The sequence below is a fragment of the Virgisporangium aurantiacum genome (genome assembly GCF_016863635.1).
In the GTDB taxonomy this organism is placed as follows: Bacteria; Actinomycetota; Actinomycetes; order Mycobacteriales; family Micromonosporaceae; genus Virgisporangium; species Virgisporangium aurantiacum.
In genome coordinates this window covers 1-24,514 of the sequence record NZ_BOPG01000007.1, presented here as the reverse complement: position 1 = coordinate 24,514, position 24,514 = coordinate 1, and the positions used below count along the sequence as shown (strand labels likewise).

The 24,514-nt window shown below is 70.8% G+C and carries 22 protein-coding genes; 6 read left to right on the top strand and 16 right to left on the bottom strand.

What is annotated here, in order from left to right:
* Positions 1-32: 32 nt before the first annotated feature.
* The 4 genes from Vau01_RS05170 to Vau01_RS05155 form a co-directional block, all read right to left on the bottom strand.
* Entirely contained in the window at positions 33-2,492 is a 2,460-nt protein-coding gene (locus tag Vau01_RS05170; protein WP_203987849.1) for a tetratricopeptide repeat protein, read from the bottom strand.
* Positions 2,493-2,609: 117 nt separating this feature from the next.
* Positions 2,610-5,111 (bottom strand): valine--tRNA ligase, encoded by a 2,502-nt coding sequence (gene valS / locus Vau01_RS05165; protein ID WP_203987846.1) that lies wholly within the window; start codon positions 5,109-5,111, stop codon positions 2,610-2,612.
* 9 nt (positions 5,112-5,120) lie between these two features.
* A complete protein-coding gene (locus tag Vau01_RS05160; RefSeq protein WP_203987844.1) occupies positions 5,121-5,609 on the bottom strand; it encodes a methylated-DNA--[protein]-cysteine S-methyltransferase in 489 nt (162 codons plus the stop codon).
* Complete coding sequence (locus Vau01_RS05155; protein ID WP_203987842.1) at positions 5,606-7,000, bottom strand: DNA-3-methyladenine glycosylase 2 family protein; 1,395 nt, start codon at positions 6,998-7,000, stop codon at positions 5,606-5,608. Before Vau01_RS05155 ends, Vau01_RS05160 begins: the two co-directional genes overlap by 4 nt.
* A gap of 113 nt (positions 7,001-7,113) precedes the next feature.
* Here Vau01_RS05155 and ychF point away from each other — a divergent pair, with 113 nt between their 5' ends.
* Positions 7,114-8,199, top strand: coding sequence for a redox-regulated ATPase YchF (gene ychF, locus Vau01_RS05150; RefSeq protein ID WP_203987841.1), 1,086 nt, complete (start codon positions 7,114-7,116; stop codon positions 8,197-8,199).
* Between the two features lie 4 nt (positions 8,200-8,203).
* On the opposite strand, the gene Vau01_RS05145 is transcribed toward ychF, so the two are convergent.
* Positions 8,204-8,404: a hypothetical protein gene (locus tag Vau01_RS05145; RefSeq protein ID WP_203987839.1), complete on the bottom strand. Its 201-nt coding sequence runs from the start codon at positions 8,402-8,404 to the stop codon at positions 8,204-8,206.
* Between the two features lie 152 nt (positions 8,405-8,556).
* Here Vau01_RS05145 and Vau01_RS05140 point away from each other — a divergent pair, with 152 nt between their 5' ends.
* Positions 8,557-9,306, top strand: coding sequence for a GntR family transcriptional regulator (locus Vau01_RS05140; RefSeq protein WP_203987837.1), 750 nt, complete (start codon positions 8,557-8,559; stop codon positions 9,304-9,306).
* A 4-nt stretch (positions 9,307-9,310) separates the two neighbouring features.
* Here the strand turns inward: Vau01_RS05140 and Vau01_RS05135 are convergent, their stop codons facing one another.
* Positions 9,311-9,625, bottom strand: a complete 315-nt coding sequence (locus Vau01_RS05135) for a 4a-hydroxytetrahydrobiopterin dehydratase (protein ID WP_203987835.1) — start codon at positions 9,623-9,625, stop codon at positions 9,311-9,313.
* 179 nt (positions 9,626-9,804) lie between these two features.
* Between Vau01_RS05135 and Vau01_RS05130 the strand changes: the two genes are divergently transcribed.
* Positions 9,805-10,257, top strand: coding sequence for a (deoxy)nucleoside triphosphate pyrophosphohydrolase (locus tag Vau01_RS05130; protein ID WP_203987881.1), 453 nt, complete (start codon positions 9,805-9,807; stop codon positions 10,255-10,257).
* 14 nt (positions 10,258-10,271) lie between these two features.
* Here the strand turns inward: Vau01_RS05130 and Vau01_RS05125 are convergent, their stop codons facing one another.
* The 8 genes from Vau01_RS05125 to Vau01_RS05090 all read right to left on the bottom strand — a co-directional run bounded on the left by Vau01_RS05125 (position 10,272) and on the right by Vau01_RS05090 (position 21,070).
* Entirely contained in the window at positions 10,272-11,300 is a 1,029-nt protein-coding gene (locus tag Vau01_RS05125) for a succinate dehydrogenase/fumarate reductase iron-sulfur subunit (RefSeq protein ID WP_203987833.1), read from the bottom strand.
* Entirely contained in the window at positions 11,301-13,193 is a 1,893-nt protein-coding gene (locus tag Vau01_RS05120; RefSeq protein WP_203987830.1) for a fumarate reductase/succinate dehydrogenase flavoprotein subunit, read from the bottom strand.
* Positions 13,194-13,206: 13 nt separating this feature from the next.
* Positions 13,207-14,016, bottom strand: coding sequence for a succinate dehydrogenase subunit SdhC (gene sdhC, locus Vau01_RS05115; RefSeq protein WP_203987828.1), 810 nt, complete (start codon positions 14,014-14,016; stop codon positions 13,207-13,209).
* 129 nt (positions 14,017-14,145) lie between these two features.
* Complete coding sequence (locus Vau01_RS05110; RefSeq protein ID WP_203987825.1) at positions 14,146-15,513, bottom strand: TldD/PmbA family protein; 1,368 nt, start codon at positions 15,511-15,513, stop codon at positions 14,146-14,148.
* Positions 15,514-16,950 (bottom strand): TldD/PmbA family protein, encoded by a 1,437-nt coding sequence (locus Vau01_RS05105; RefSeq protein ID WP_203987822.1) that lies wholly within the window; start codon positions 16,948-16,950, stop codon positions 15,514-15,516.
* A 94-nt stretch (positions 16,951-17,044) separates the two neighbouring features.
* Complete coding sequence (locus Vau01_RS05100; protein WP_203987821.1) at positions 17,045-18,598, bottom strand: S1 family peptidase; 1,554 nt, start codon at positions 18,596-18,598, stop codon at positions 17,045-17,047.
* A gap of 86 nt (positions 18,599-18,684) precedes the next feature.
* Positions 18,685-18,963, bottom strand: coding sequence for a 4a-hydroxytetrahydrobiopterin dehydratase (locus tag Vau01_RS05095; protein ID WP_203987819.1), 279 nt, complete (start codon positions 18,961-18,963; stop codon positions 18,685-18,687).
* Positions 18,953-21,070 (bottom strand): S9 family peptidase, encoded by a 2,118-nt coding sequence (locus tag Vau01_RS05090; protein WP_203987817.1) that lies wholly within the window; start codon positions 21,068-21,070, stop codon positions 18,953-18,955. Before Vau01_RS05090 ends, Vau01_RS05095 begins: the two co-directional genes overlap by 11 nt.
* 62 nt (positions 21,071-21,132) lie before the next feature.
* On the opposite strand from Vau01_RS05090, the gene mshB reads away from it, so the two are divergent.
* From mshB to Vau01_RS05075, 3 genes are read left to right on the top strand one after another with little or no spacing between them, the layout of a single operon-like run.
* Positions 21,133-22,017 (top strand): N-acetyl-1-D-myo-inositol-2-amino-2-deoxy-alpha-D-glucopyranoside deacetylase, encoded by an 885-nt coding sequence (gene mshB, locus Vau01_RS05085; RefSeq protein WP_203987815.1) that lies wholly within the window; start codon positions 21,133-21,135, stop codon positions 22,015-22,017.
* The gene (locus Vau01_RS05080; protein ID WP_203987813.1) at positions 22,014-22,484 is read left to right on the top strand and encodes a hypothetical protein; all 471 of its coding nucleotides are present in this window, start codon (positions 22,014-22,016) and stop codon (positions 22,482-22,484) included. Before mshB ends, Vau01_RS05080 begins: the two co-directional genes overlap by 4 nt.
* 49 nt (positions 22,485-22,533) lie before the next feature.
* Positions 22,534-22,998 carry a hypothetical protein gene (locus tag Vau01_RS05075; protein ID WP_203987811.1) on the top strand — a complete coding sequence of 155 codons (465 nt, stop codon included), beginning with the start codon at positions 22,534-22,536 and terminating at the stop codon, positions 22,996-22,998.
* 98 nt (positions 22,999-23,096) lie between these two features.
* Here Vau01_RS05075 and Vau01_RS05070 read toward each other — a convergent pair whose 3' ends face one another.
* Complete coding sequence (locus tag Vau01_RS05070; protein ID WP_239151317.1) at positions 23,097-23,282, bottom strand: DUF397 domain-containing protein; 186 nt, start codon at positions 23,280-23,282, stop codon at positions 23,097-23,099.
* A gap of 29 nt (positions 23,283-23,311) precedes the next feature.
* Positions 23,312-24,169: a helix-turn-helix domain-containing protein gene (locus Vau01_RS05065; RefSeq protein ID WP_203987807.1), complete on the bottom strand. Its 858-nt coding sequence runs from the start codon at positions 24,167-24,169 to the stop codon at positions 23,312-23,314.
* Between the last annotated feature and the right edge of the window lie 345 nt (positions 24,170-24,514).

The window sequence follows — 24,514 nt, the reverse complement described above, 5'->3', positions numbered from 1 at the left end:
GACAATCCGGGTGACCGTGCGATGCGCGCTGGTCAGCGGCGGGTCGCGGCCCGCTCGGCCATCGCGAGGTCGCTGGCCGAGGCGCGGGCGAACGGGCTGCCGGCGCCGAGCAGTTCGGAGTAGATGTCGTACGCGGCGCGGTACTCGGCGATCGCCTCGTTCAGCCGTCCGATGTCGTGCAGGACGCTCGCCAGCCGGTGCCGCGACACGGCGGTGTCGAGATGCACCGGGCCGAGCAGGCGCAGCCGGCTCCGCAGCACCCGCCGGTGCTGGGCCTCGGCCTCCTCCAGCCGGCCGGCCTGGTGCAACGCCGACGCGAGCAGCGAGCGGCTCATCAACGTGTCGCGGTGCTCCGGCCCGAGCAGCCGGGCCCGCGCCTCCAGCACCTGCCGGTGCTCGTCGACGGCGCGGTCAAGCTCACCCAGGTCCTGGTGCACCTTGGCCAGGTTCGACCGGCTGATCAGCGTCTCCTGGTGGGTCGGGCCGAGCACCCGGGTGCGGGCGTGCAGCACGCGGGTGTGCTCGGCCTCGGCCTGCGACAGCTCGCCCAACTGGTGGTAGATCGTCGCCAGGTGGCTGCGACTGGTCAGCGAGTCCGGGTGGTCCTGCCCGAGCGACCGGGTGCGCGCGGCCAGCACGTCCTCGCACTCGATCAACGCCTCGCCGAGCCGGTCGAGGTCACGCAGGACGGTGGCATGCTGGTCGCGGGCGGCCAACGTATCGGGGTGCTCCGGCCCGATCATCCGGGTCCGGTCGGCGATGATCTCGCGGTAGGCCGACTCGGCCTCCTGCAACTGACCCTGCCAGTGCAGTTCGGTGGCCCGCCGCCAGACGACACTGTCGTCGTACCCGCCGGGCCGCCCCGGAAGCGCCGGTTGGGCCGGCTGCCGGGCCGCGGGTGTCTGATCCGGGGACGCCTGGGACTGCCGCGGAACGGCGGCCGATCCGCGTGCGTGCTCGTCGGCCGGGCCGCCACCGAAGACGTCACCGCCCTGCCGATCGTCGTCGTCGGGCCGACCCGCCGGGCCGCGCCCGGGCGGACCCTGGATCGGCACCGGCACGAGGACCTGCCGCCCGGGATCGCCCTGAACCTTCGGCTGGCCGACCGTGGGCCGCTCATCCGGCGGGGCGGTCGGCACCCCGCCCAGGGCGGGTCCCGCCGGTGGACCGGGCCGCGCCGTACCGATCGCCGGGCCGCTGTCCGGCGCGGCGTGACTACCCCCGCCACCCGGACCGCGCGGAACACCGCCCGAGCCGCCGCCACCAGGCCCGCCGAGGGGACCACCGGGACTGCCGCCACCGGGACTGCCGCCACCCGGACTGCCGCCGGGCCCGCCGCTGCCGGGACCGCCTCCGCCAGGACCGCCGGGACCGCGGGGAGCACCGCCCGGACCGGCCAATCCGGTGGGCCCGCCGCCCGAACCGCCTCCAGCAGCCCCGCCGGAGTTGCCGAACCCACGCTCATCCTGGCCACCGGGCCCACGACCCCCCGACCCGGCCCCGACCGCACCCCCGGGACCGCCGCCGACCGCCGCGGCACCCGAGCCACCGACGCCGCGTCCACCCGGCCCGCCGACCCCGCGTCCACCCGACCCGCCGCCCGGCGCGCTTCCGCCCGCCACCGCGCCGCCAGCGGCGCCGCCCGGCCCGCCGAGGCCCGCACCGCGTGCGCCCCCGGCGCCGACCGCGGTCGCTCCCGACGACTCGACCGCCGGCCCGGTGCCCTGTGCGGGAACGCTCCGTTGCGGAGGCGCCGGTGCCACGCCGACTCCGGCGCCGGCCGGGAGGTGGCGGGTGGCGCGGCGGTTCGCCGCGTCGCGGACGCGTTCGATCGCGCTGATCAGGCCGTCGACGTCGTCGCCGACGCGCCAGCCGACCGCGGCGATCGGGCGATCGAGCGCCGTGGCGAGTTGCTCGACAGCGTCCACTGTGGAGTTTCGAGCGGACGCGTTGAGCACGACCAGCACCGCGTCGAACACGGCCGGTGGGCCGATGAGCAGGGTCTGGTACGTGGTCTGCATGCGGGTCAACGAAAAACCGATGCCGCCGCGGACGTCGACCAGCACCAGCGAGCCCGACATCGCCAGCGGGCTGAGCAGGAAGCCGTACAGCGGACGCAACTGCTCGCCGACCCGGCCGGCCGCCTGGTACATCGCCTGCGTGGCGGCCTCGTGGTAGTCGGCGTTCTCCGGCGCGTACACCTTGAGTGCCTGCGCGAACCGGTCGAGGGCGCCCTCGGTGTCGCCGGCCTGCTGTGCCTCGGCGGCGGCCGAGAGCCGGGCCTCGGAGGTCGCGGTGATCCGGCCCGCTTGCCCGAACGAGAGGGAGCCCGCCATGCCGGCGAGGCCGACGGCGATTCCGCCGGCGACGAGCGCGGCCGCACCGGCGTCGCTCTCGAGCCGGATCGTGGCCAGCACCCCGAGAGTCACCAGCAACAGCCCGACAAAGACCAGCGCGCTGCGGGTGCGGTCACTCCAGCGTCCGCCGGACATCAATGTCCCTCGCTCCCTTGGAGCTCGACGAGCATCACCATGGGTCAAGAGCCCGGATCCATAGCGTTACAAGTCTGCCAGGATCCGGGCGTCTATGAAAGATCGTACGGTGACGCCTCACAGGGCGCAGGAGACCACCAAGCCGATTGGCGGAACGGATGATCCGTGCTCGGTAGGAATGAGGATCACCTCCGCGAGTCGCCCAGCCGCCTTCAGATCCGGCAATGCGGACTCCACCAGCGCCAACTCCGGCGCGGTGCCCCGGATCTCGGCCCGTGACACCTCCGCCTTCATCGACAACTTGCGGTCGGACTTCGCCTTGCGGATCTGCCCGAGCGCCGCGCCGGTCAAGCGGAGCACCGCCGGGTCACCGGCATGCCCAGTGGCGGAAGGCCATGTGGCGCGGTGGATCGAGCCGTCGTGCCACCACGACCACACCTCCTCGGTGACGAACGGCAGCACCGGTGCGAACAATCGCAGCAGCGTGCTGAGACCGGCTCGCAACGCCGACCGGGCCGAGTCGTCGCCGTTGTATGCACGCTCCTTGACCAGCTCGATGTAGTCGTCGCAGAAGGTCCAGAAGAACCGCTCGGTAACTTCGAGCGCCGACGTGTGGTCGTACCGGTCGAACGCCGCCGTGGCAGCGGAGACCACAGTGGACAGTTCGGCCAGCATCGACAGGTCGAGCGGGTCGGTGACCGCGTCGGACGCCGGTGTGCCGAACCCGAGCACGAACTTCGACGCGTTGAGCAGCTTGGTCGCCAACCGGCGCCCGACGCGCATCTGCGCCTCGTCGTAGGTCAGATCGGCACCCGGCCGGCCCTGCGCCGCCCAGTACCGCACGGCGTCGACGCTGTACTGCGCGAGCAGCCCGGTGGGCGTCTCGGCGGACCCGTAGGTCTTGGAGACCTTCTTGTGGTCCTTGTCCATGATCCAGCCGTTGATCACCGCGTTCTTCCACGGCAGCACGCCGTGCTCGTAGTGCGCGCGCACCACGGTGGCGAACAGCCAGGTGCGGATGATCTCGTGGCCCTGCGGCCGGTGGTCGTACGGGAACACCTGCGCGAACAGGTCGGGATCGCGTTCCCACCCGCCGGCGATCTGCGGTGTCAACGACGACGTCGCCCACGTGTCCATCACGTCGGGGTCGGCGGCGAACCCGCCCGGTTGCCCGCGTTGCGCCTCGGTGTAGCCGGGCGGCACGTCGGACGCCGGGTCGACCGGCAGGTCGGCCTCGCGGGCCACCAGCGGCGTGTCGTAACCGATCGTGCCGTCGCCGGCGATCGGGTACCACACCGGGAACGGCACGCCGGCGTACCGCTGGCGGCTGATGAGCCAGTCGCCGGTGAGCCCGCCCACCCAGTGTTCGTACCGGTGCTTCATGTGCGACGGCACGAACGCCAGCCCCTGGCCGGCGTCGAGGAAAGCGGACCGCAACGCGTCGTCACGGCCGCCGTTGCGGATGTACCACTGCCGCGACGTCACGATCTCCAGCGGCAACTCGCCCTTCTCGTAGAACTTCACCTTGTGCCGCAACGGTTCCGGCTCGCCGATTAGGTCGCCGGATTCGCGCAGCCGCGTCACCGTCTCCCGCCGCGCCGCGGCCACCGTGCGGCCGGCGAGAAACGCGTAGGCGGAATCGTCCACATCGGACGGTGCCGACGGCAGGAACCTGCCGTCGCGGCCGAGCACGACGCGGGCCGGCAACGCGAGGTCGCGCCACCAGGTGACGTCGGTGACGTCGCCGAACGTGCACACCATCACCAGCCCGGTGCCCTTCTCCGGGTCGGCCAGGTGGTGCGCCAGCACGGGCACGCGCACGCCGAACAACGGGGTCTCCACGAACGAGCCCACGGAGTACCGCGAATCGCCGGGATGGCACACCAGTGCCACGCACGCCGGCAGCAGTTCCGGCCGGGTCGTGTCGACCTCGTACGGGCCGAACCGCAGGCGGTGCATGGCGCCGGGACGTTCCCGGTCTTCCGTTTCGGCCTGTGCCACCGCGGTGCCGAACGTGGTGTCCCACGATGTGGGCGCCTCGGCCAGGTACGCCTCGCCGCGGGCGAGGTTGCGCAGGAACGCCTTCTGTGACGCGGCCCGCGACTCCGGCCCGATCGTCGTGTACTGGTGGTTCCAGTCCACGGACAGCCCGAGCAGCCGCCACAGTTCCTCGAACGCGCGTTCGTCCTCCGCGGTCAACCGCGAACAGAGCTCGGTGAAGTTCCGCCGGGACACCGCGGCCTGCGCGCCGGGCTCGAAGTCGGGGTCGTACGGAAGCGTCGGGTCGCACGTCACCTTGAAGAAGTTCTGCACCCGGCGCTCGGTGGGCAGGCCGTTGTCGTCCCAGCCCATGGGGTAGAACACCGCCCGACCGCGCATCCGCTGATAACGCGCGATCAGGTCGGTGTGTGTATAGGAGAAGACGCTTCCCACGTGCAGCGAGCCCGATACGGTGGGCGGAGGTGTGTCGATCGAGTACACGCCGGCCCGCTCCACCGAGCGGTCGAACGCGTACGTTCCCTCCTCCTGCCACCGGCGCGACCACTTCTCCGCGAGCCCGTCCAGCGTCGGACGCTCGGGGATCCGTGGCGGCGCGTCAAGCCGCTGCGTATCCGTCATGTAATGACGCTAGGCCGCTTCGTGGTCGAGAAGCCACCGCTTTACCGGCAGTCCCCAGCGGAATCCGCCGAGCGAGCCGTCGAGGCGCAGGACGCGGTGGCACGGCACGAACAGCGCGGCCGCGTTTTTCGCACAGGCCATCGCCGCGGCGCGCACGGCCGCCGGCCGCCCGGACAGGTCGGCGAACATCGTGTAGGTCACCGGTGCGCCCGCGGGCACCGTTCGCAGCACGGTCCACGCATGGGTGAGGAACGGCCCGCCGGACTGCCGCACCGGGATGCCGTCGATCGCGGCGAGGTCGCCGTCGTGGTAGGCCACCACGGCCTTCGTGACATCGCCGAGGTCCGCGCGGGGTTGCGGCACAGAAGGCAAGGGGACGAACGAGAGCAGGTCGTCCACAGTGGACGTCCAGCCGCTGGCGAGCACCGCGCCGTCGTCGTCGGCGACAGCCGTGAACGGACCGGCGGGAGTGTCGACAGTGGACACATAGGTATTCACGCGTGCCTCCAGAGGCGAATCGTGGCGTAGGAACGCCAGGGCCGCCAGCGTTCGGCGTGTGCGGCCAGTTTCTTCGGGTCGTCGGGCAGCCCGAGCGCCTTCGCGCCGCGGCGTACCCCGAGGTCGGTGGGGAGGAAGACGTCCGGGTCGCCGAGCGCCCGCAGGGCGATGTAGTCCGCGGTCCACGGGCCGATGCCGGGCAGCGCCAGCAACGCCTCCCGCACCTCGTCGCGGTCGCTTCCCCCGTCCAGTTGAAGCCCTTCGGCCACGGCGGTGGCCAACGCGCGCAGTGTCGCCTTGCGCGCGCCGGGCATCGCGAACGCGTCGTCGGGCAGCGCGCTCACGCGGTCAGCTGATGGAAAGCCGGCACCGCCGGCGGCCGTGACGATCTTCGCCAGGACGCGTTTCGCGGCGGCTACGGATATCTGCTGCCCGACCACTGCGCGCACCGCGATCTCGAAGCCGTCGACGGCGCCCGGCACGCGCACGCCCGGATCCTTCTCGACGGTCTCGGTGAGCGCCGGATCGGCCGCCAGCGCCTCGTTGACGGCCTCAGGGTCGGCGTCGAGGTCGAAGAGGCGGCGGCACCGGCTCACCGCCGGCGCCAGGTCGCGGACGTCGGTGAGCGTCAGTTCGGCCCGGACATGGCCGGGAAACGGCGTCAGCGCGGCCGTCGCGGCTCCGTGCGGCAGATTGAGGACGCGCGTGTAGGTGTCTTTGGTGCGTTCGTCGACGCCGTCGATCGCGCGGGCGCCGAGGAAGTCGAGCAGCGCCTCGGCGTGCAACGGCGACCGGTACGGCAGCCGCAGCGTGAGCGCCCCCGTGGCGGGCTTCGCCCTGCTGCGCAACTCCGACGGCGCCTTGCCGTAGATTTCCCGGATCGTGTCGTTGAACTGGCGCACGCTGCCGAACCCGGACGCGAACGCCACCTCGGCGAGGCCGAGCGTGGTCGTCTCGATCAGGACCCGCGCGGTCTGCGCCCGCTGCGCCCGGGCCAACGCGATCGGACCGGCACCGAGCTCCGCGGTGAGCATGCGGTTCAGGTGCCGCTCGGTGTAGCCGAGCCGGTCGGCGAGCCCCGGCACCCCGGTGCGGTCGACGACCCCGTCGGCGATCAGCCGCACGGCGCGGGCGACCACGTCGGCCCGCACGTTCCACTCCGGTGAGCCGGGCGCCGCGTCGGGGCGGCACCGCAGGCAGGCCCGGTACCCGTCCCGCTGCGCGGCCGCCGCCGACGGCAGGAACGTCACGTTGCCGCGCTTCGGCGTGAGCGCCGGACACGATGGGCGGCAGTAGATGCCGGTGGTGCGTACGGCCGTGACGAAGAAGCCGTCGAACCGGTCGTCCCGGCTGGCGAGCGCCCGGTAGCACTGTTCGAAGTCCAGCTCCATGCGTTCGATCCTGCCCCTGTTTCGCCGCGCTGGCTGGCGCTATTCGGACATGACAACCGGAGACTCCCGGCCTGGCCGGCCGCAGCCGGTGAGCGTCCGTAGACTGGTTCGACGTGAGTCTCACCATCGGCATCGTCGGCCTGCCCAACGTCGGCAAGAGCACGCTGTTCAACGCGTTGACCAAGAACGACGTCCTCGCCGCGAACTACCCGTTCGCCACGATCGAGCCGAATGTCGGTGTGGTCGGGCTGCCGGACCCGCGGCTCGACAAGCTCGCCGAGCTCCACTCGTCGCAGAAGATCGTGCCGGCGGCGGTGTCGTTCGTCGACATCGCGGGCCTGGTGCGGGGCGCGTCGAAGGGGCAGGGGCGCGGTAACGCGTTCCTCGCGAACATCCGCGAGGCGGCGGCGATCTGCCAGGTGGTCCGGGCGTTCTCCGACCCCAACGTGGTGCACGTCGACGGCAAGATCTCGCCGGCCGACGACATCGAGACGATCAACACCGAGCTGATCCTGGCCGACCTGCAGACGCTGGAGAAGGCGGTCCCGCGTCTCCAGAAGGAGGCCAAGCTGCGCAAGGAGCGCGCGCCGATCGCGGCCGCCGCGGCGGCGGCCGCCGAGCTTCTGGACGGTGGAACGACGCTGTACGCCGGCGCCGAGAAGGCCGGCATCGACGTGGCCGCCCTGCGCGAGCTGACGCTGCTCACCACGAAGCCGTTCCTGTACGTGTTCAACGTCGACGAGGCCGAACTCGGTGACCCGGTGTTCCTCGACGAGCTGCGGGCGCTGGTGGCGCCGGCCGAGGCGATCTTCCTCGACGCCAAGGTCGAGTCGGAGCTGATCGACCTGCCCGAGGACGAGGCGCGCGAGCTGCTGGAGTCGATCGGCCAGCACGAGCCCGGCCTGCACCAGCTGATCCGGGTCGGCTTCCGCACGCTGGGCCTGCAGACGTACCTCACGGCCGGCCCGAAGGAGGCCCGGGCCTGGACGGTGCCGGTCGGCGCCACCGCACCCGAGGCGGCCGGCGTGATCCACTCCGACTTCCAGCGCGGCTTCATCAAGGCCGAGATCGTCGGCTACGACGACCTCATGGCGGCCGGCTCGATGAGCGCGGCGAAGGCCGCCGGCAAGGTGCGCATGGAGGGCAAGGACTACACCATGCGCGACGGCGACGTCGTGGAGTTCCGCTTCAACGTCTGACGGCTCACCAGTGTGAGCCGGCGTTCCCCTGCAACTCCTCGCGGAGCAACTGGATGATGCGCGCCCGGGCGCGCTGGTGCCGGGTGCACGGCCACACCTCGTTGCAGGCTCGACAGCGCGGCGGGCGGCGACGGAACCGTTGCCACCACGACCGCCGCCGGGGCTGGTGCCGCTCCTTCTCCTGGATCGCTCGCTGGTAGTCCACGCAACCACCGACTCTTCGAACAGGGAGGGCCTACATCCGAAGTTAATGCACTAACTTTCCGGGTGCAATGGACTGACTGACGGACGGCGATATTGACGGGAAGCCCGGCGGTCGTGATCTATTGGTGGGGCTGACCGTTTGGGGGTACCGCAGTGCCCGAAACACCCGCCTATCTGCGCATCGCCGGCGATATACGAACCGGGATCCTCAGCGGCGAACTCGCACCTGCGTCCAGGTTGCCGTCCGAGACCAAGTTGATGGCCCAGTACGGTGTCTCGCGCACCGTGGTCAAGTGGGCGCTCAGCGTTCTCAAGGGGGACGGGTTGGTGGAAGGCCGACGCGGCTCCGGCACGTTCGTGCGGTCGGTGCCCCGGATGGTGCGCCACTCGCACGGGCGCGGCCAGCGCTCAGAGCCGGGCTCCACGTCTCCGTTCGCCCGCGACGCCGAGCGCGCCGGCCAGGCGGCGACCTGGGTGCACGAGTCGCACCGGACGCCGGCCGACGCCGACGTCGCGCGGCGGCTGAACATCGCGCCCGGCGACCCGGTGATGGCGACCCGGTACCTGTTCACCGCCGGGGACCAACCGATCCAGCTGTCGCACTCGTGGGAGCCGCTGGCCATCACGGGTGACACGCCCGTGGAGTGGCCGGAGGACGGCACCGCCGTGGGCGTGGTGGCCCGCCTGGACGCGATCGGCGTGCGCGTGGACGAGGCGGTCGAGCGCATCACGGCGCGACCGGCGATCGAGGTGGAGGCGCAGGAGTTGCGGCTTCCGCTGCGCGGGCAGTTCGTGTTCGTCATCGAGCGGACGTACTACGCCGCGGGCCGGCCGGTGGAGACGGCGGACATCACGATCCCGGGTGACCGCTACGAACTGGTCTACCGGATCCCGATCGACTAGAAACTCAGGCGACGACGCCCGTGATGCGCTTGTAGAGGTCTTCGATCCGGGCGGCGAGGGCGACCTCGCTGTCCGAAAGGCCGCCGCCCTCGGGCGTGGGGACCCGGATCTGCGTGTGACCGTCGAGCCGGCGGGCCTCCGCGCGCAACTGGAGTGCGTCGGCGGCTACCTTCATGCTCTCGGTGAGCGCGGCGTGTTGGCTGTCGTCGAGCGGGAGTGTTCTGCGCATCTCGTGGCCATCGCGGGTCCAACCCTGCAACAGCGCGAACGCGTCAACGAGATAGTCGCGGCGCCCCTTGTCGCTTCGACGTACACGCATAGCCACCTCTGCTCTCGGCGTCGTTGCCGGCTTGTGGCCTGATTGACGCCTCACCTTCACCTACGGCTTCAGAGACATCCTTGCCGAATCATGGGCGGTGTGTCCACGCCCACAATTCCCCCACTCGGTGACCTACAGGACCAGTCGTGCACCCTGAAGTTCGCGGAAATCTGGCACCCTTGACGCCCGTGCCTCAAGAACGGACCGCAGAACGGACTGGACCGCGACTCATCGTCGGCGCTGCCATCGTCGTCGATGGTCGCGTCCTCGCATGCGAACGCGCCGAACCGCCCGAAATGGCCGGTGGCTGGGAGTTTCCCGGCGGCAAGGCAGAACCGGGGGAAAGCGACGTCGATGCGCTGACACGCGAATGCGAGGAGGAACTCGGCGTCCACATCGAGGTGGGTGAGCAGGTCGGCCCCGATGTACCGATGAACGGTGGCCGGCTGTTGCTCCGCGTGTACCTGGCGCGACTGGTCGGCGACCGGCGTCCGATGGCATTGGAGCACTCCGCGCTGCGCTGGCTCGGTGCGGGCGAGCTCGACGACGTCCCCTGGCTGCCGGCCGACAAACCGATCGTCACGGCGCTGGAGCCGAAGCTGAGCCCCTCAGGGCAGCGATCGCTGCCCTGAGGGGTCGCAGGTTTCTACTCGTGCCGGTAGTTCAGGTTCTCCGGCGGTAGGGGGAACGTCACGTCGTCGCCGTACGGAGACGACGCGGCCGGGCGGTCCAACGCGATTTCCGATACCGGCAGGTGACCGTCCGGGCCGACCGGCGCGGCCTGCGGCAGCCGGGCCTGGTGATGCCAGGCCTGCTCGGGAGCGGCCTGTACGCCCGCCTCAGCGGCCTCCCGGCCACCCGGCACGCTCGCGCCCGACATCGCCGGGATCTCCTCGGCCGGCCAGTTCGCCGGGTCGTCGAGCTGGTCGCGGCGGAAGATCTTCCGGCCGAGCCGGACGATCGGGTCGAACTTCCGGTCGACGACGCGCTCCTTCATCGGGATGATCGCGTTGTCGGTGATCTTGATGTGCTCGGGGCAGACCTCGGTGCAGCACTTGGTGATGTTGCAGTACCCGATGCCCTGCGCCTTCTGCGCCTGCTCCTTGCGGTCGTCGCGGGCGTCGAGCGGGTGCATGTCGAGCTCGGCGGCCCGGATGAAGAACCGCGGACCGGAGAACGCCGGCTTGTTCTCCTCGTGGTCACGCACCACGTGGCAGACGTTCTGGCAGAGGAAGCACTCGATGCACTTGCGGAACTCCTGCGAGCGCTCGACGTCGACCTGCTGCATCCGGTACTCGCCGGGCGCGACACCGACCGGCGGCGCGAACGCGGGGAGTTCACGCGCCTTCTGGTAGTTGTACGAGACGTCGGTGACCAGGTCCCGGATCACCGGGAACGCGCGCACCGGCGTGACCGTGACGACCTCGGTCTCCGTGAACGTCGACATGCGGGTCATGCAACCCAGCCGCGGCTTGCCGTTGATCTCCATCGAGCAGGACCCGCACTTGCCCGCCTTGCAGTTCCAGCGGACGGCGAGGTCGGGCGCCTGGGTGGCCTGCAGCCGGTGGATGATGTCGAGGACGACCTCGCCCTCGTTCACCTCCACCTGGTAGCTCTCGAGCTTGCCGCCGGTGTCGTCCCCTCGCCAGACCCGGAACTGACGCTTCGTGCCCATCTACTCCGCACCGCCTTCGGCGAGGTTCGTCAACTCTTCGTCGGTCATGTACTTCGTCAGCTCCGACAGCTCGAACAACTCCAGGAGCTCCTGCCGCATCGTCGGCACCGGCTGGTGCGTGAGGTGCACGTCTTCGCCGTCGTACGAGCAGACCAGGTTGACCTTCCGCCACGTCGGGCTCATGCCCGGGTGGTCCTCCCGGGTGTGCCCGCCGCGCGACTCCTCGCGCTCGAGCGCCGCCTTCGCGGTGCACTCGCTGACGATCACCATGTTGCGCAGGTCGAGGGCGAGGTGCCAGCCGGGGTTGTAGCGGCGACCGCCGCCGACGCCGACCTTCTTCACCCGCTCCTTCAGCTCGCCGAGCCGGGTGAGCGACTCCTCCAGCTCGCCCTGCCGCCGGATGATGCCGACCAGGTCGCCCATCACCGCCTGCAGATCGGCGTGCAGCGTGTACGGGTTCTCACCGGCGTCACCGCGGGTGAGCGGCGCGAGCGCCGTCTCGACCGCGGCCTCGATCTCCGCATGCTGGACCCGGATGCGCGGGTTGGCCTGTGCGAACTTCGCCGCGTACTCGCCGGCCCGCTTGCCGAACACGAGCAGGTCGGACAGCGAGTTTCCGCCGAGCCGGTTCGAGCCGTGCATGCCGCCGGACACCTCGCCGGCCGCGAACAGGCCCGGCACCGCGGCCTCGGCCGTGTCGGCGTCGACCTCCACGCCGCCCATGACGTAGTGGCAGGTCGGACCGACCTCCATCGGCTGCTTGGTGATGTCGACGTCGGCCAGCTCCTTGAACTGGTGGTACATCGACGGCAGCCGCTTGCGGATCTGCTCGGCCGGCAGCCGGCTGGCGATGTCGAGGAGGACGCCGCCGGCCTCGGTGCCGCGTCCCTCCTTGACCTCGCTGTTGATCGCCCGGGCGACCTCGTCGCGGGGGAGCAGTTCCGGCGGGCGGCGGTTGTTGTCGGGGTCGTCGTACCAGCGGTCGGCCTCGGCCTCCGTCTCCGCGTACTGCTTGCGGAAGACGTCGGGGACGTAGTCGAACATGAACCGCTTGCCCGACGTGTTGCGCAGGACACCGCCGTCACCCCGGACGCTCTCGGTGACCAGGATGCCCTTCACCGACGGCGGCCAGACCATGCCGGTCGGGTGGAACTGCAGGAACTCCATGTTGATCAACTTGCCGCCGGCACGCAGGGCCAGCGCGTGGCCGTCGCCGGTGTACTCCCACGAGTTCGAGGTGACCTTGTACGACTTGCCGACGCCGCCGGTGGCCAGCACGATCGACGGCGCGTCGAACTGCACGAACTCGCCCGACTCGCGGTAGTAGCCGAAGCAGCCGGCGACCCGGCCGTCCTGCACGAAGATCTCGGTGATCGTGGTCTCGGCGAACACCCGCAGGCGGGAGTCGTAGTCGCCGGTCTCCGCGTAGTCCTCCTGCTGCAGCGACACGATCTTCTGCTGCAGCGTGCGGATCAGCTCCAGGCCGGTGCGGTCACCGACGTGCGCCAGCCGCGGGTACTCGTGGCCGCCGAAGTTGCGCTGCGAGATCTTGCCGTCGGGCGTGCGGTCGAACAGCGCGCCGTAGGTCTCCAGCTCCCAGATGCGGTCGGGAGCCTCCTTGGCGTGCAGTTCGGCCATCCGGAAGTTGTTGAGGAACTTGCCGCCGCGCATGGTGTCGCGGTAGTGGACCATCCAGTTGTCGCGGGAGTTGCGGTTGCCCATCGCCGCCGCGGCGCCGCCCTCGGCCATCACCGTGTGCGCCTTGCCGAACAGGGACTTGGAAATCACCGCGGTCTTCATGCCGGCCAGTCGTGCCTCGATCGCCGCGCGCAGGCCGGCGCCACCGGCACCGATCACGACGACGTCGTACGCGTGCCGCTCGATGTTCGTCATCACGTCCTCGCCGTTAGTTGATGAAGCGCGGGTCGTCGAACCAGCCCGCCGACGTCGCCATGATGTAGGCGTCGGTGGCGATCACGGTGACCAACGACGTCATCGCGTAGAAACCGTGCCGTGCGTTCAGCTTGGAGACGAACGTCCAGAACCGGTACCGCACCGGGTGCTTGGAGAAATGCTTGAGCCGGCCGCCGACGACGTGCCGGCACGCGTGGCAGCTCAGCGTGTACCCGGCCAGCATGAGCCAGTTGATCCAGATGACGACGTTGCCGAGGCCGGCCTGGAACTGGCCGTCTTCGATGTGCGCGTGGACGGCGTCGTACAGGTTGATCGCCAGGACCACCGCGGCGAGGTAGAAGAAGTACCGGTGCGAGTTCTGGAAGATCAGCGGGAAGCGCGTCTCGCCGGTGTACTTCTTGTGCGGCTCGGCCACCGCGCACGCGGGCGGTGACATCCAGAACGAGCGGTAGTAGGCCTTGCGGTAGTAGTAGCAGGTGACCCGGAACCCGGCGACGATCGGGAACGCCGCGAGGCCGAGCGGCAGCCACCGCGGGAACTCGCCGAACGGCGTGCCGAAATGCGATGACCCCTCGACGCAGGAATCGCTCAGACACGGCGAGTAGAGCGGGGTGAGATAGCCGCCCTCGGGTACGAAATACCACTTGTTCATGAAGATGCGGATCGTGGAATAGACCACGAAGAAACCGAGAATGGCCGCGATGATGAGTGGTTGCACCCACCAGCGGTCCGTCCGCAACGTCTTCGCCGAGATTTCGGCGCGTGCGCGCGCCCTTCCCGGCCTCGTTGCCGTGGTCGTCATGTGCCAGCTCCTGAGCGGACCAGTGTTAAGTACAGACGTTGCACACGTTACGCCCGGAGGTTGCACCAGCCGAGAAGGGGCCGTGTGATGTGACGAAGAGGCACTTGCGTGGCGACGGAAATCCCTTCGCTATCCCTCTGCGCCGCCGGTGAAGTGCCATGAGGCAAGCCTTAGTGCGGGTGCCCGGAACGCCGAGAAACCGAACCCGTGCGCCGGTTGGCTCACCGCGTGCGAACCGATTCCGAGGACCTGGCCGGGGGCCAGCGCCTGCGGGTACGCCTGGGTGAACCGCAGGTTGCGCACCGGTCCGGCGATCTCACCGCCTTCGATCAACCAGACGCCGTTGCGGGTCAGCCCGGTCATGATCAACGGACGCGGATCGAGCACCCGGGTGTACCAGATGTCGGTGACCAGCAGACCGCGCTCGACCTGCGCCACCAGCGCCGCGACGGAGTCGGTGGTGTTCGCCGGCCCGCTGGGGCTGGGCTCGATGGCGAGATTCGTCGCGATCGGTCCCCAGGTGTCGTCGCCGGGCGCGGCGTGCCCGGTGGGGCTCGCGCCGACCTCGACCGCGGTGCGGCGGTTGTGGGTCAGGCCGGTGGTCACGCCGTCGCGAACCAGGTCGAGCCGCCGTTTCGGCGTCCCCTCGCGGTCGAAAGGCAGGCCACCGGCGGCCGGATCATCGACGACGGACAATGCGGGATCGAACTGCGCGACCCCGGGTCGCGCGAATGCCTGACGCTCGGCGAATGCCTTGCCGTTGAAGCAGTAGTAGGCGAGCGAACCGAGGACGTCGCTGACCGCCTCCGGTTCGAGGACCACCTCGTAATCGCCGGGCGGCAGATAGCTCGGCGACACCGAGGCGTGCGCCTTCGCGGCGGCCCGCGCGCCAAGCGCGGCACCGTCGATGTCGGCCAGCCACGGTGACGAGAGCCGCGCGACGCCGTCGGCCGGCGTCGACGACGTGCCGGCGCGCGCCACGCCGTCGAACGCCGCCTCGGTGTACTCGGCCGTGAGCGAGTGGCCGGCCGAGTTGACGAAGCTGCCGGACGTCCACCCGGTGCTGCAGTAGCCGGCGGCGAGCAGGCCGCTGGTCGCGTCGACGAACGCCTTGACGCGCGCGGTGCGGGCGGCCGGGGTGACCTCGAGGATCGCCGGGTCGAGCGGTGCCGCGTCGGCGGGCCGCTCGGGCGGCGTGAGGCCGGGCCACTCCGGGTCGGGCGGCAGCAGGCGGGCGGCGGTGGCGATCCGGTCGACCAGGACCTGCAGGCCGTCGCGGTCGGTGCGGCTGGTGCTGGCGGTGGCGGTGCGGCCGTCGAGGTGGACGCGCAGCGTCACCGCCACCGCCTCCTCGGCCACGTGCTGGTGGACGTACGAGTTCGCGAACCGGGTGAGGCCGGCCCGCTCGAGGTGGGCCAGCGCCTCGATCTCCGCGCCGCCGCCGAGACCGGACCTCGCGAGATCGAGCGCCTTCGCGGCGAGTTCCTCGGTGTTCATCTAAGCCCGCACCCCCACGCGAACGTTCTGGAATCGGGCGGTGGCGGCCGGGTGGGCGGTGTGCCCGATCTGGCCCGGCTGGCCCTTGCCGCAGTTCGGCGTCCCGTAGTTGACGACCTCGTCGGAGAGCATGTCCATCGACTGCCAGAACGTCGGGCCGATTCCGGTGTACGTCGGGTTGCGCAGCATCCGTCCCCGCTTGCCGTTCTTGATCTCCCAGCCGATCTCGGTGCCGAACTGGAAGTTGAGCCGCTTGTCGTCGATCGACCAGGACCGGTTGGACTCCACCATGATCCCGTCGTCGGTGCTCGCGATGATCTCCTCGGTGGTGTGCGGGCCGGGCTCCAGCCCGACGTTGGTCATCCGCACCATCGGCATCCGGGCCCAGCCGTCGGCCCGCACGGCGCCGCCGTAGTCGAGCCCGGCGACCGCCGCCGAGTCGCGGCCGGCCAGCACGCCGACCCAGATGCCGTCGCGCACCGCGTAGCGGCGCTCCGCCGGCGTCCCCTCGTCGTCGTAGCCGAACGAGCCGAGCGCGCCCTCGATCGTCGGGTCGATGACGATGTTCATCAGCTCCGACCCGTACCGCAGCGACCCCAGTTTGCTGAGGTCGAGCCAGGACGTGCCGGCCATCGCCGCCTCCCAGCCGAGGATGCGGTCGAGCTCGATCGCGTGGCCCACCGACTCGTGGATCTGCAGCATCATCTGGTCGCCGCCGATGATCAGCGTCTTCTCGCCGGACGGACACAGCGGCGCCGTCAGCAGCGCCCGGGCCTCCGCGGCGATCCGCTCGGCGTTGGCCGGCAGGTCGATCTCGCGGACCAGTTCCCAGCCGCGGGTGCCGTACTGACCGCGCATCGCCGGGTACGACCGGCGCTGGGTCTCCTCGTCGCCGATCGCGGTGGCCGACATGCCGGCGCCGCTCTTGCGGATGTGCTGCTCGACCCGGTGCCCGGCCGACGAAACCAGCCAGGTGCGGGTGGTCCAGATCTGGTACAGGGCCTGTGCCACGTCGGCGCCGGCCCGGTGGGCGGTCTCGGTGACGCCCGTGAGCAGGTCACCCTTCTCCGACAGCGGGACGGCGAGCGGGTCCTCGTCGCACCGGCTCTCCCAGGTGCCGACCTGCGGCGCGACGTGCACGAGGTCGATCGCCGGCCCGGGTACCGAGGCGCTGGCCGCGGCGATCTCGGCCGCCCGACCACCGGCCCGGCGCGCGCCGGCGGTGCCCAGGTCGGGGACCGCGTAGTAGCCCCAGGACGAGCCCACCAGCGCCCGTACACCGATGCCGGCGTCCTCGTTCTCCAGCAGTGCGGTTACTGCGCCGTTGCGTGCGGTCATGGATTCGGAGCGGCGGTGCATTGCTCGGGCGTCCGCATAACGGGCGCCCGCTGCCAGTGCCGCCTCGACCGCCGCGGAGGCCGCGTCGAAGTGCGTCATGTGTCGCAACTTTAGGGGGTATGTAAGGAGCCGGTGCACCTGATCGGCGCACCGGCTCCCTTCCCCGGACCCTATTTACATGTAGAAGGAAGATTTACGGAATGTCGACGCCCAGAACGTAGGCGCCGCCGCCGCTCTGCGACCGGATCTGGTAGCGGTACGCCCCCGCGGGGCCGGTGAACGTCAGCGTGTCCGACGAGGTCGCGTTGTTCGCGTCCTGGACGGTCTGCCAGTTGCGGCCGTTGAACCGCTGCAGGGCCACGTCGAAGTCGGTACCCGCCGGACCGGCGAGGCACGCGGTGTGCGTGCCGGCGTTGGCGCGGAAGAAGCTGGTCACCTGGCGGGCACCGGTGCCGGGCAGGTTGCCGTTGACGCTGGCCTCGTGGCCGGCGCAGTTGGCGGGAGCGGGCTCCTCCGGCTCACCGGGCTCCTCCGGCTCCTCGGGAGCGGTGCCGTCGGTCAGCAGCGTCAGGTTGTTGCGCTGCAGGATCTCGGTGATCGGCTGGAAGAACGTCGTGCCGCCGACGGTGCAGTCGCCCGAGCCGCCGGAGGTCACGCCCTGCGCCTGGTTGCCGCTGATCCACGAGCCGCCCGAGTCGCCACCCTCGGCGCAGACGTCGGTGCGGGTCAGCCCGGTGACGGTCCCCTCGGGGTACTGCACCGTGGCGTTCAGCGCCTGGACCCGCCCGCAGTGCGTGCCGGTGGTCGACCCGGTGCGGCAGATCGCGGCGCCGACCGGCGCCTCGTCGGAGCCGGCGACCGGCACGTTGCCGGTGGCCTCGGGCGCGCGGGTGGCGACCACCGCGGTGGGCGTCCACTGGGCGTTGGTCTGTACGAACCCGAAGTCGTCACCCGGGAACGACGACGCCCGCACCGTGCCCTGTGCGATCTGCTGACCGCCGTCGGCGCCGGTGGTGGTGTCGCCGACCGCGCCGCAGTGCCCGGCGGTCACGAAGCCGCCCTGCACCGAGAAGCCGATCGAGCAGCGGAACTGGCTGTTGATGAAGTACGCGTCGCCGCCGCGGAGGTCGGCCAGCACGCGCGGCGCCTCCGTCGAGGCGACCACCTTGACGGCGTCGCGGGCCACGCCGGTGGCGTTGACGGCCGCGGTCGCCGCAGCCTGCTTGCCCTGACGCGCGACGACGGTGACCGTGTTCGACGACACGTCGACGTACCAGCCGGCGACGGCCGACGCCGTCCGGCGACCGGTGCTGTCCAGGCGGGCCTTCACCGTGTCGAGCGCCTTCGCACTGCGCGCGACGACCGTGGACTCGGCGCCGGTGGCCCGAACCTGCTCGGCCGCCGCCGCCGTGGTGACGGCGACGGTCATCTGGGTGCCCTCGCGGTTCACCCAGGCGCCGGCGTAGGTGTCGCCGAGCGTGGTGCGCAGCGCGCGGGCGGTGTCGGTGGCCCAGCGGTCCTTGCGGACGCGGGCCCGGGCCTGGTCCTCGGTCAGGCCGAGGTCACGCTGGAGTGCGGCCAGCGTCTGCGGTGCGGCGATCGCCTGTGCGCCGGCGGCGGCCGGCAGCCCACCGTTACCGCGTGGCGCGTCGGCGCCGCCGTCGTCAGCGAACGCCGGGATGGTCACGGCGGCTACGGCGACAACGGCGATCGCGACCGTTGGAATGATGACGGGCCTCTTGCCCATGGATCTCCTCCCCAGGGCGGATCGGCCGGGGGCCGAACCATTTCTTCCCTGGGAGGTACGGATCGATGGATGAGGAGGTTCCCGTTTTAGCTGGTCAGCTCGTTGATCTTCGCGGCCATGGCGATGTCTTTACTGGTGACACCGCCGGCGGAATGCGTACTTAAGACGAACGTAACGGTGCGCCAACGGATGTCGATGTCGGGATGGTGGTCGGCCGCCTCCGCGGCCTCGGCGACCGCGTTCACGAGCGCGATCGCGGCCGGGAAGCTGGCCGCCTCGACGGTGCGGCTGATGGCGTCGGTGTCGCCGGACCACTCCGGCAGGTCTTCCAGCGCGGCCGCGATCGCGGCGGCGTCAAGCAGCATGGCCGTCTCCCAGGTTGCGGCGGATGAAGTCGAGCTCCATGCGGAGGAGTTTCTCGGCCAGGCCGCCGGCGGCCATGTGCGTCGCGCCGGTCAGCGGGATCACCGCGTGCGGGCGTCCCGAACCGAGCAGCGCCGCCGACAATCGCAGCGTGTGTGCCGAGAACACGTTGTCGTCGACCATGCCGTGGATCAGCAGCATCGGCCGGGCCTCCTCGCCCGGCCCCGGCGGGTCGGACGCGAGCTCCAGCAGTGAGTTGTGCGCGTAGATGTCCGGTGTGTCGGCGGGGAGGCCGAGGTAGCGCTCGGTGTAGGCGGTGTCGTACAGCGTCCAGTCGGTGACCGGCGCGCCCACGACGGCGCAGTGGTACACGTCGGGACGGCGCAGCACCGCGAGCGCCGACAGCCAGCCGCCGAACGACCAGCCCCGGATCGACACCCGGGAGAGGTCGAGATCGGGATTCTTGTCGGCGAGCGCGCCGAGGGCCTCCACCTGGTCGGCGAGGATGACGTCGGCGAACCGGCGGTGGATCGCCTTGTCGAAGCTCGGCGACACACCGGGCGTCCCGCGGTTGTCGATCACCACGACGGCGAACCCGGCGTCGGCCCACCACTGCCGTTCCTGCCAGCGCGACCGGACCGCGACCACCTCCTGGTGCCCCGGCCCGCCGTAGACGTCGACCAGCACCGGCAGCTTCCGGCCGGAGACGTGGTTGCGCGGGTAGAGGACGCCCGTTGGCAGCCGCCGGTCGGTGACGCGCTCCAGCGCGGGCCGGGGTGCGTAGGGCGGCTGCGCGGCGAGCGAGGCGAGCGTGCCGACCGTCGCGTTGCCGCGGTACACGGTGTACTCCGGCCCGTTGTGGTCCAGCGACTGGGCCGCGATCACGATGGTTTCGCCGCCGACCGCGGCCGAGTGCCAGCCGGCCGCCGGCGTGATCCGGCGGGCCTCGGCGGTGCCGGTCGGCCGCAGCGGCACCCGGAAGACGTGCTGCTCGCTGGGCTCGCCCTCGCCGGCCTCGATGATCAGGTCGTCGCGCGACCGGCCGGACACCCGCCGGACGTACAGGCTGGGCGGGGTGAGCAGGCTGCCGTCGGCGAACAGGCAGCGGGCGTCGAAGCCCTCGTGGGCCAGTTCGCCGCCGACGAGCACCCGGCCGTCGGGCAGGTACCCCGGGGTGCCGGCGACCGGCTCGACCCAGCGCGGGTCGGCGAGTTCGGCGTGCACCTGCGTCTCGCCGGTGCGGGCGTCGACGGCCAGCACCAGGCCGTGCTGCTGCAGCCGGCGCAGCACCGCGATCAGCGGCCCGCCGGCGTCGGACCAGGAGACGGCCACCAGGTAGGGGTAGGTCTCGCGGTCCCAGTGCACGTCGACCCAGCCGCCGTCGAGGTCGAGCACGTGCAGCGTCACCTCGGCGTTCGCGGCACCGGCGTGGGGATAGGCCACCGAGGTCGGCGCCGCTTCGGGCGCCGCCGGGTCGTGTAGGTGGAACCGGGGGACGCGGGCCTCGTCGACCCGGGCGGCGAGAACGGTCCGGCCGTCGGGGGCCCACCAGTAGCCCCGGTAGCGGTGGAACTCCTCGGCGCCGATGAACTCGGCCAGCCCCCAGGTGACCCCGTCCTCGCCGGCCAGCACCGCGTCGTCACCCTCCGGCCCGATCACGTGCAACCGGCCACCGGTGACGTAGGCGATGCGGCGCCCGGCCGGGTCGAGCCGCGGATCGACCACCGGACCGGCCGTCGGCAGGTGGGTGACGGCGCCGGTGCGCAGGTCGGCCCGGTACAGCCGGCCGGCGAGCGCGAACACCGCGAGCAGGCCGGCCGAGTCGAGCGCGTAGGACCCGATGCCGGCCGCCGTGAGCCGCAGCCGCTCCCGCAGGGCGCGCTCCTCGGCGGGCAGTTCGGCGCTGTCGGTGGCCAGCAGTTCGGCCGGGTCGGCGATCAGCCGCTCGGTGCCCACGCCCACGTCGTACACCCACAGCCGGTCCACCGGGTCCTCCGGTCCGGCCGACCGCAGGAAGATGACCCGGTCGCCGTCGGCCGAAACGGACACCGCGCGCGGTGTGCCGTACGAGAAGCGACGGGTTCGGGCAGCAAGTTCCGGATAGTCCACCCGGGAATGGTGACCCGTGCGGCGCTCGGTTGTCATGCGGATCGCAACGTAGAGTTTCCGTCGTGCCCCGCAGCATCCTGTTCGTCCACGCTCACCCCGACGACGAGGCCATCGGTACCGGCGCGACGATGGCCATGTACGCCGCCGCCGGTGTGCGGGTGACGCTCGTCACCTGCACCCTCGGCGAGGAGGGCGAGATCCACGTACCGGCGCTGGAGGGGCTGGCGGCCGCGGAGGCCGACCAGCTGGGTGGCTACCGCATCGGTGAGCTTGCGGCCGCGTGCGCCGCTCTCGGCGTCACCGATCACCGGTTCCTCGGCCGCGCCGGCCGCTATCGCGATTCCGGGATGATGGGCCTGCCGACCAACGACCACCCCCGCTCGTTCTGGCAGGCCGACCTCGACGAGGCCGCCGGCCTCCTCCTCGACGTGATCCGCGAGACCCGGCCGCAGGTCGCGGTGACGTACGACCCGAACGGCTTCTACGGCCATCCCGACCACATCCAGGCCCACCGGGTCACGATGCGGGCCTGCGAGCTGGCGGAGAAAGAGGGCCTCGCGCCGGCGAAGATCTACTGGACGGCCGTGCCGAAGAGCACGCTCCAGGCGGGCATCGAGGAGTTCGCCGGCACCGCCAACAACCCGTTCGCCGAGGTCAAGAGCGCCAGCGAGCTGCCCTTCGGCACGCCAGACGAGCTGATCACCGCCTGCGTCGACGGGCGCGAGTTCGCCGAGCAGAAGGTCGCCGCGGTGCGCGCCCACGCCAGCCAGATCCCGGAGAACTACTGGATGCTGTCGGTGGCCGGCAACTTCGGCGCCGAGTTCATGGGCATGGAGTTCTTCCAGCTGGCGGCGGGCGAACGCGGCCCCGGTGGCGGCCCGAACCGCTGGGAGAGCGACCTGTTCGCCGGGCTGGCCCAGCCGGCACCGGTCCCCTCGGCGCGATGACCGCCGTGTCCGAGCCCGCCTTTGACGCTGCCGCGCCCGAGGCGGCGCTCAAGCCGGTGGAGCCGCCGGTGCCGGCGCCGTGGCGGCGGCCGGTCGACCTCACGATGCGCATCGTGGGGTTCGTGGTGGCCCTGGCGCTCACCGTGCTCACCGCGGCGTTCGAGGCGTACCTGACGCCGCTCTACTGGGGCGAGGACCGGCTGCCGGTGTCCGTCGTGGCCGCGGTGGTCGTCAATCTCGGGCTGATCTGGTTCACGGTCGAGGTGACGGGACGTCGATTGAGCGTCGCCGCGATCGCAATCGTGTGGGTCGCGATCATGGTGCTGGCGTCGACCCGCACGGGCGAGGGCGACCTGGTGCTGACCGACAACAACTGGGTCGGCATCGCGACGATGCTCGCCGGTAGCCTCACGTACGCGGTCGCCGGGTACCGTCTCGTACTTACGGCATTCCGTCCCAAACTCTGACGCGACACCCGGTTGTCACCGCGCTGTCCACACGGTAGAGAAGCAAGGCATGAGGGAGCGGTGGCTGCCGGTCGGGGTGCTGGCGGTAGTGATGTTCGCGATCAACGTCGTCGGGCGGGTGGTCGCGAAGGTATGGGGTGACGGCGACGACGACCGGGAGATCCGGGTCGGCCTGATCGCGTTGGCCGCGATCGGCGTCGTCGTGTTCGTGGCGGCGATCCGGTGGGTGCGCCGCCATCCGATGCCGCGGGTCTGGGCCGATCTGCTGTTCGCGGCCGGTGCCGCGTGTGCGGCGAGCGTCTTCATCGGGCCGCTGCTGGTGGGTGAGCAGCCGTTCGCCGAGGGCGCCGGCCTGTTCTTCCGGCAGATCTGGTGGTACGCCGGCATCACGCTGGTGGCCGGGTTCCTGGGCGCGCTGGTCGTGATGACGATGGGCAAGGACTGGAAGTCGCAGGCGTGGAAGCGCTACGCCGACCGGGTCGGTGCCAAGCCGCGCAAGGTCGTCCGGAGGTAGCGCGAACCACATGACCCCCGCCGGTAGGCAGCGGGGGGTCATGACCCCCGCTGGCGGGCGGGGGTCTCCCGTATCGGTGGGGTGATCCGGGACCGTGGTCAGCCGGCTGGGCGGTCGTACCGCCCGGCCCGCACCTGCTCGACGAACGTGCGCCACGACTCGGGCGCGAAACTGATGACCGGGCTGTTCGGGTCCTTGCTGTCCCGGACACCCACCGCGGGCAGCGCTCGGTTGACCTCGACGCAGCCGTTACCGCCGCTACGCGTGCTCTTCTTCCACGACACTGTGAAGGTCCCTTTCACGGACCGCCGAGCTATCGGTAGTCATCGATGACGTCGGCAATAAAATGGGTAGAGTCATTCGGCCCAAGCGCGATCGCGCGGAGGGATTCGAGGCTGGCCCAGTACTTGCGTACGTCGTCTGACTTGCTCCGGAAGACTCCGCCGGTCATGCCGTCGGCGTACGCGAGCGGATCGTCGGTGCCGCTGGGGAACTCGAGGATCGAGAACGACCCGTCGATGCCCCGGTGGGCGCCGACCGAGAACGGCAGCACCTGCAGGGTGATCGCCGGTTGCTCACTGACCTCGGTGAGTCGCCGGAGCTGCCGCCGCATGACGTCGACGCCGCCGACCGGCCGGCGCAGCACCGCCTCGTCGATGACGGCGTACAACTCCACCGGCGGTTGCCGGGTGAGGACGGCCTGGCGGGCCATCCGCACCGCCACCCGCTGCTCGATCACGTCGGGACGCTCACCGACCGACACTGCTCGGATGACCGCGCTCGCGTACTCGTTGGTCTGCAGGAGACCGTGGAGCAGCAGCGAGTCGTAGACGTAGATCGCCTTGGCTTCCGACTCGAAGCCCAGCAGCGTCTTGTACGGGTCTAGCAGGGCGTCGCCGTAGCCCTCCCACCAGGCCCGCTGCCGGGCCATGTTGGCGAAGGCGGCCAGCCTCGCGGTCTCCTGGTCGGTGACCTTGTAGGTGCCGAGCAGGCGTTGCAGGTCAGCACTTCTGATGCTGGTGTTCGCGGTTTCGATGCGACTCAACTTCGACTCGGACCAGCCGAGTTCCGCCGCCACGTCGGCCACCGTGCGTTGCGCACGCTCGCGCAACCGCCTGAGTTCGGCGCCCAGCTGGCGGCGGAGCATGGTTGGGCTGGGCGAAGTCGCCATCATGCAGACGATACCAAGCCTGATCTGTCAAGTATCCGCAGGAGTCATGCAAATGCTGCAACTTACGACCCTGGAAATGCACTTGCATCTGGGAGGGTCATGATGCGTAATTGATCTGGAGATTCGTCGCTCCGGTGCATTGGTCACCGCGTGGGGCATCTCCCGTGGATGCGGCGCCACCTGCAGTTACGCCGCGCAACTGGCGTCCCATCGGCGTGACGCACGCGAGTCTTCCCTGAGTCAGACCCCGCGGCCGAAGCGTCAACCTGAGCCTTCGCCGCAGCGGGCCAACCGCTCGCATCCGCAAGGAGGCGCCATGAGTGCCCAGTCCGTCGAACCCGCCCC

What these genes read in the sequence shown, in the direction of transcription:
- Vau01_RS05170 (WP_203987849.1), bottom strand. Translation starts at nt 2,492, where the DNA reads ATGTCCGGCGGACGCTGGAGTGACCGCACCCGCAGCGCGCTGGTCTTT.
- valS (WP_203987846.1), bottom strand. Translation starts at nt 5,111, where the DNA reads ATGACGGATACGCAGCGGCTTGACGCGCCGCCACGGATCCCCGAGCGT.
- Vau01_RS05155 (WP_203987842.1), bottom strand. Translation starts at nt 7,000, where the DNA reads ATGGAGCTGGACTTCGAACAGTGCTACCGGGCGCTCGCCAGCCGGGAC.
- Vau01_RS05135 (WP_203987835.1), bottom strand. Translation starts at nt 9,625, where the DNA reads ATGCGTGTACGTCGAAGCGACAAGGGGCGCCGCGACTATCTCGTTGAC.
- Vau01_RS05125 (WP_203987833.1), bottom strand. Translation starts at nt 11,300, where the DNA reads ATGGGCACGAAGCGTCAGTTCCGGGTCTGGCGAGGGGACGACACCGGC.
- Vau01_RS05120 (WP_203987830.1), bottom strand. Translation starts at nt 13,193, where the DNA reads ATGACGAACATCGAGCGGCACGCGTACGACGTCGTCGTGATCGGTGCC.
- sdhC (WP_203987828.1), bottom strand. Translation starts at nt 14,016, where the DNA reads ATGACGACCACGGCAACGAGGCCGGGAAGGGCGCGCGCACGCGCCGAA.
- Vau01_RS05110 (WP_203987825.1), bottom strand. Translation starts at nt 15,513, where the DNA reads ATGAACACCGAGGAACTCGCCGCGAAGGCGCTCGATCTCGCGAGGTCC.
- Vau01_RS05105 (WP_203987822.1), bottom strand. Translation starts at nt 16,950, where the DNA reads ATGACGCACTTCGACGCGGCCTCCGCGGCGGTCGAGGCGGCACTGGCA.
- Vau01_RS05100 (WP_203987821.1), bottom strand. Translation starts at nt 18,598, where the DNA reads ATGGGCAAGAGGCCCGTCATCATTCCAACGGTCGCGATCGCCGTTGTC.
- Vau01_RS05095 (WP_203987819.1), bottom strand. Translation starts at nt 18,963, where the DNA reads ATGCTGCTTGACGCCGCCGCGATCGCGGCCGCGCTGGAAGACCTGCCG.
- Vau01_RS05080 (WP_203987813.1), top strand. Translation starts at nt 22,014, where the DNA reads ATGACCGCCGTGTCCGAGCCCGCCTTTGACGCTGCCGCGCCCGAGGCG.
- Vau01_RS05075 (WP_203987811.1), top strand. Translation starts at nt 22,534, where the DNA reads ATGAGGGAGCGGTGGCTGCCGGTCGGGGTGCTGGCGGTAGTGATGTTC.
- Vau01_RS05065 (WP_203987807.1), bottom strand. Translation starts at nt 24,169, where the DNA reads ATGGCGACTTCGCCCAGCCCAACCATGCTCCGCCGCCAGCTGGGCGCC.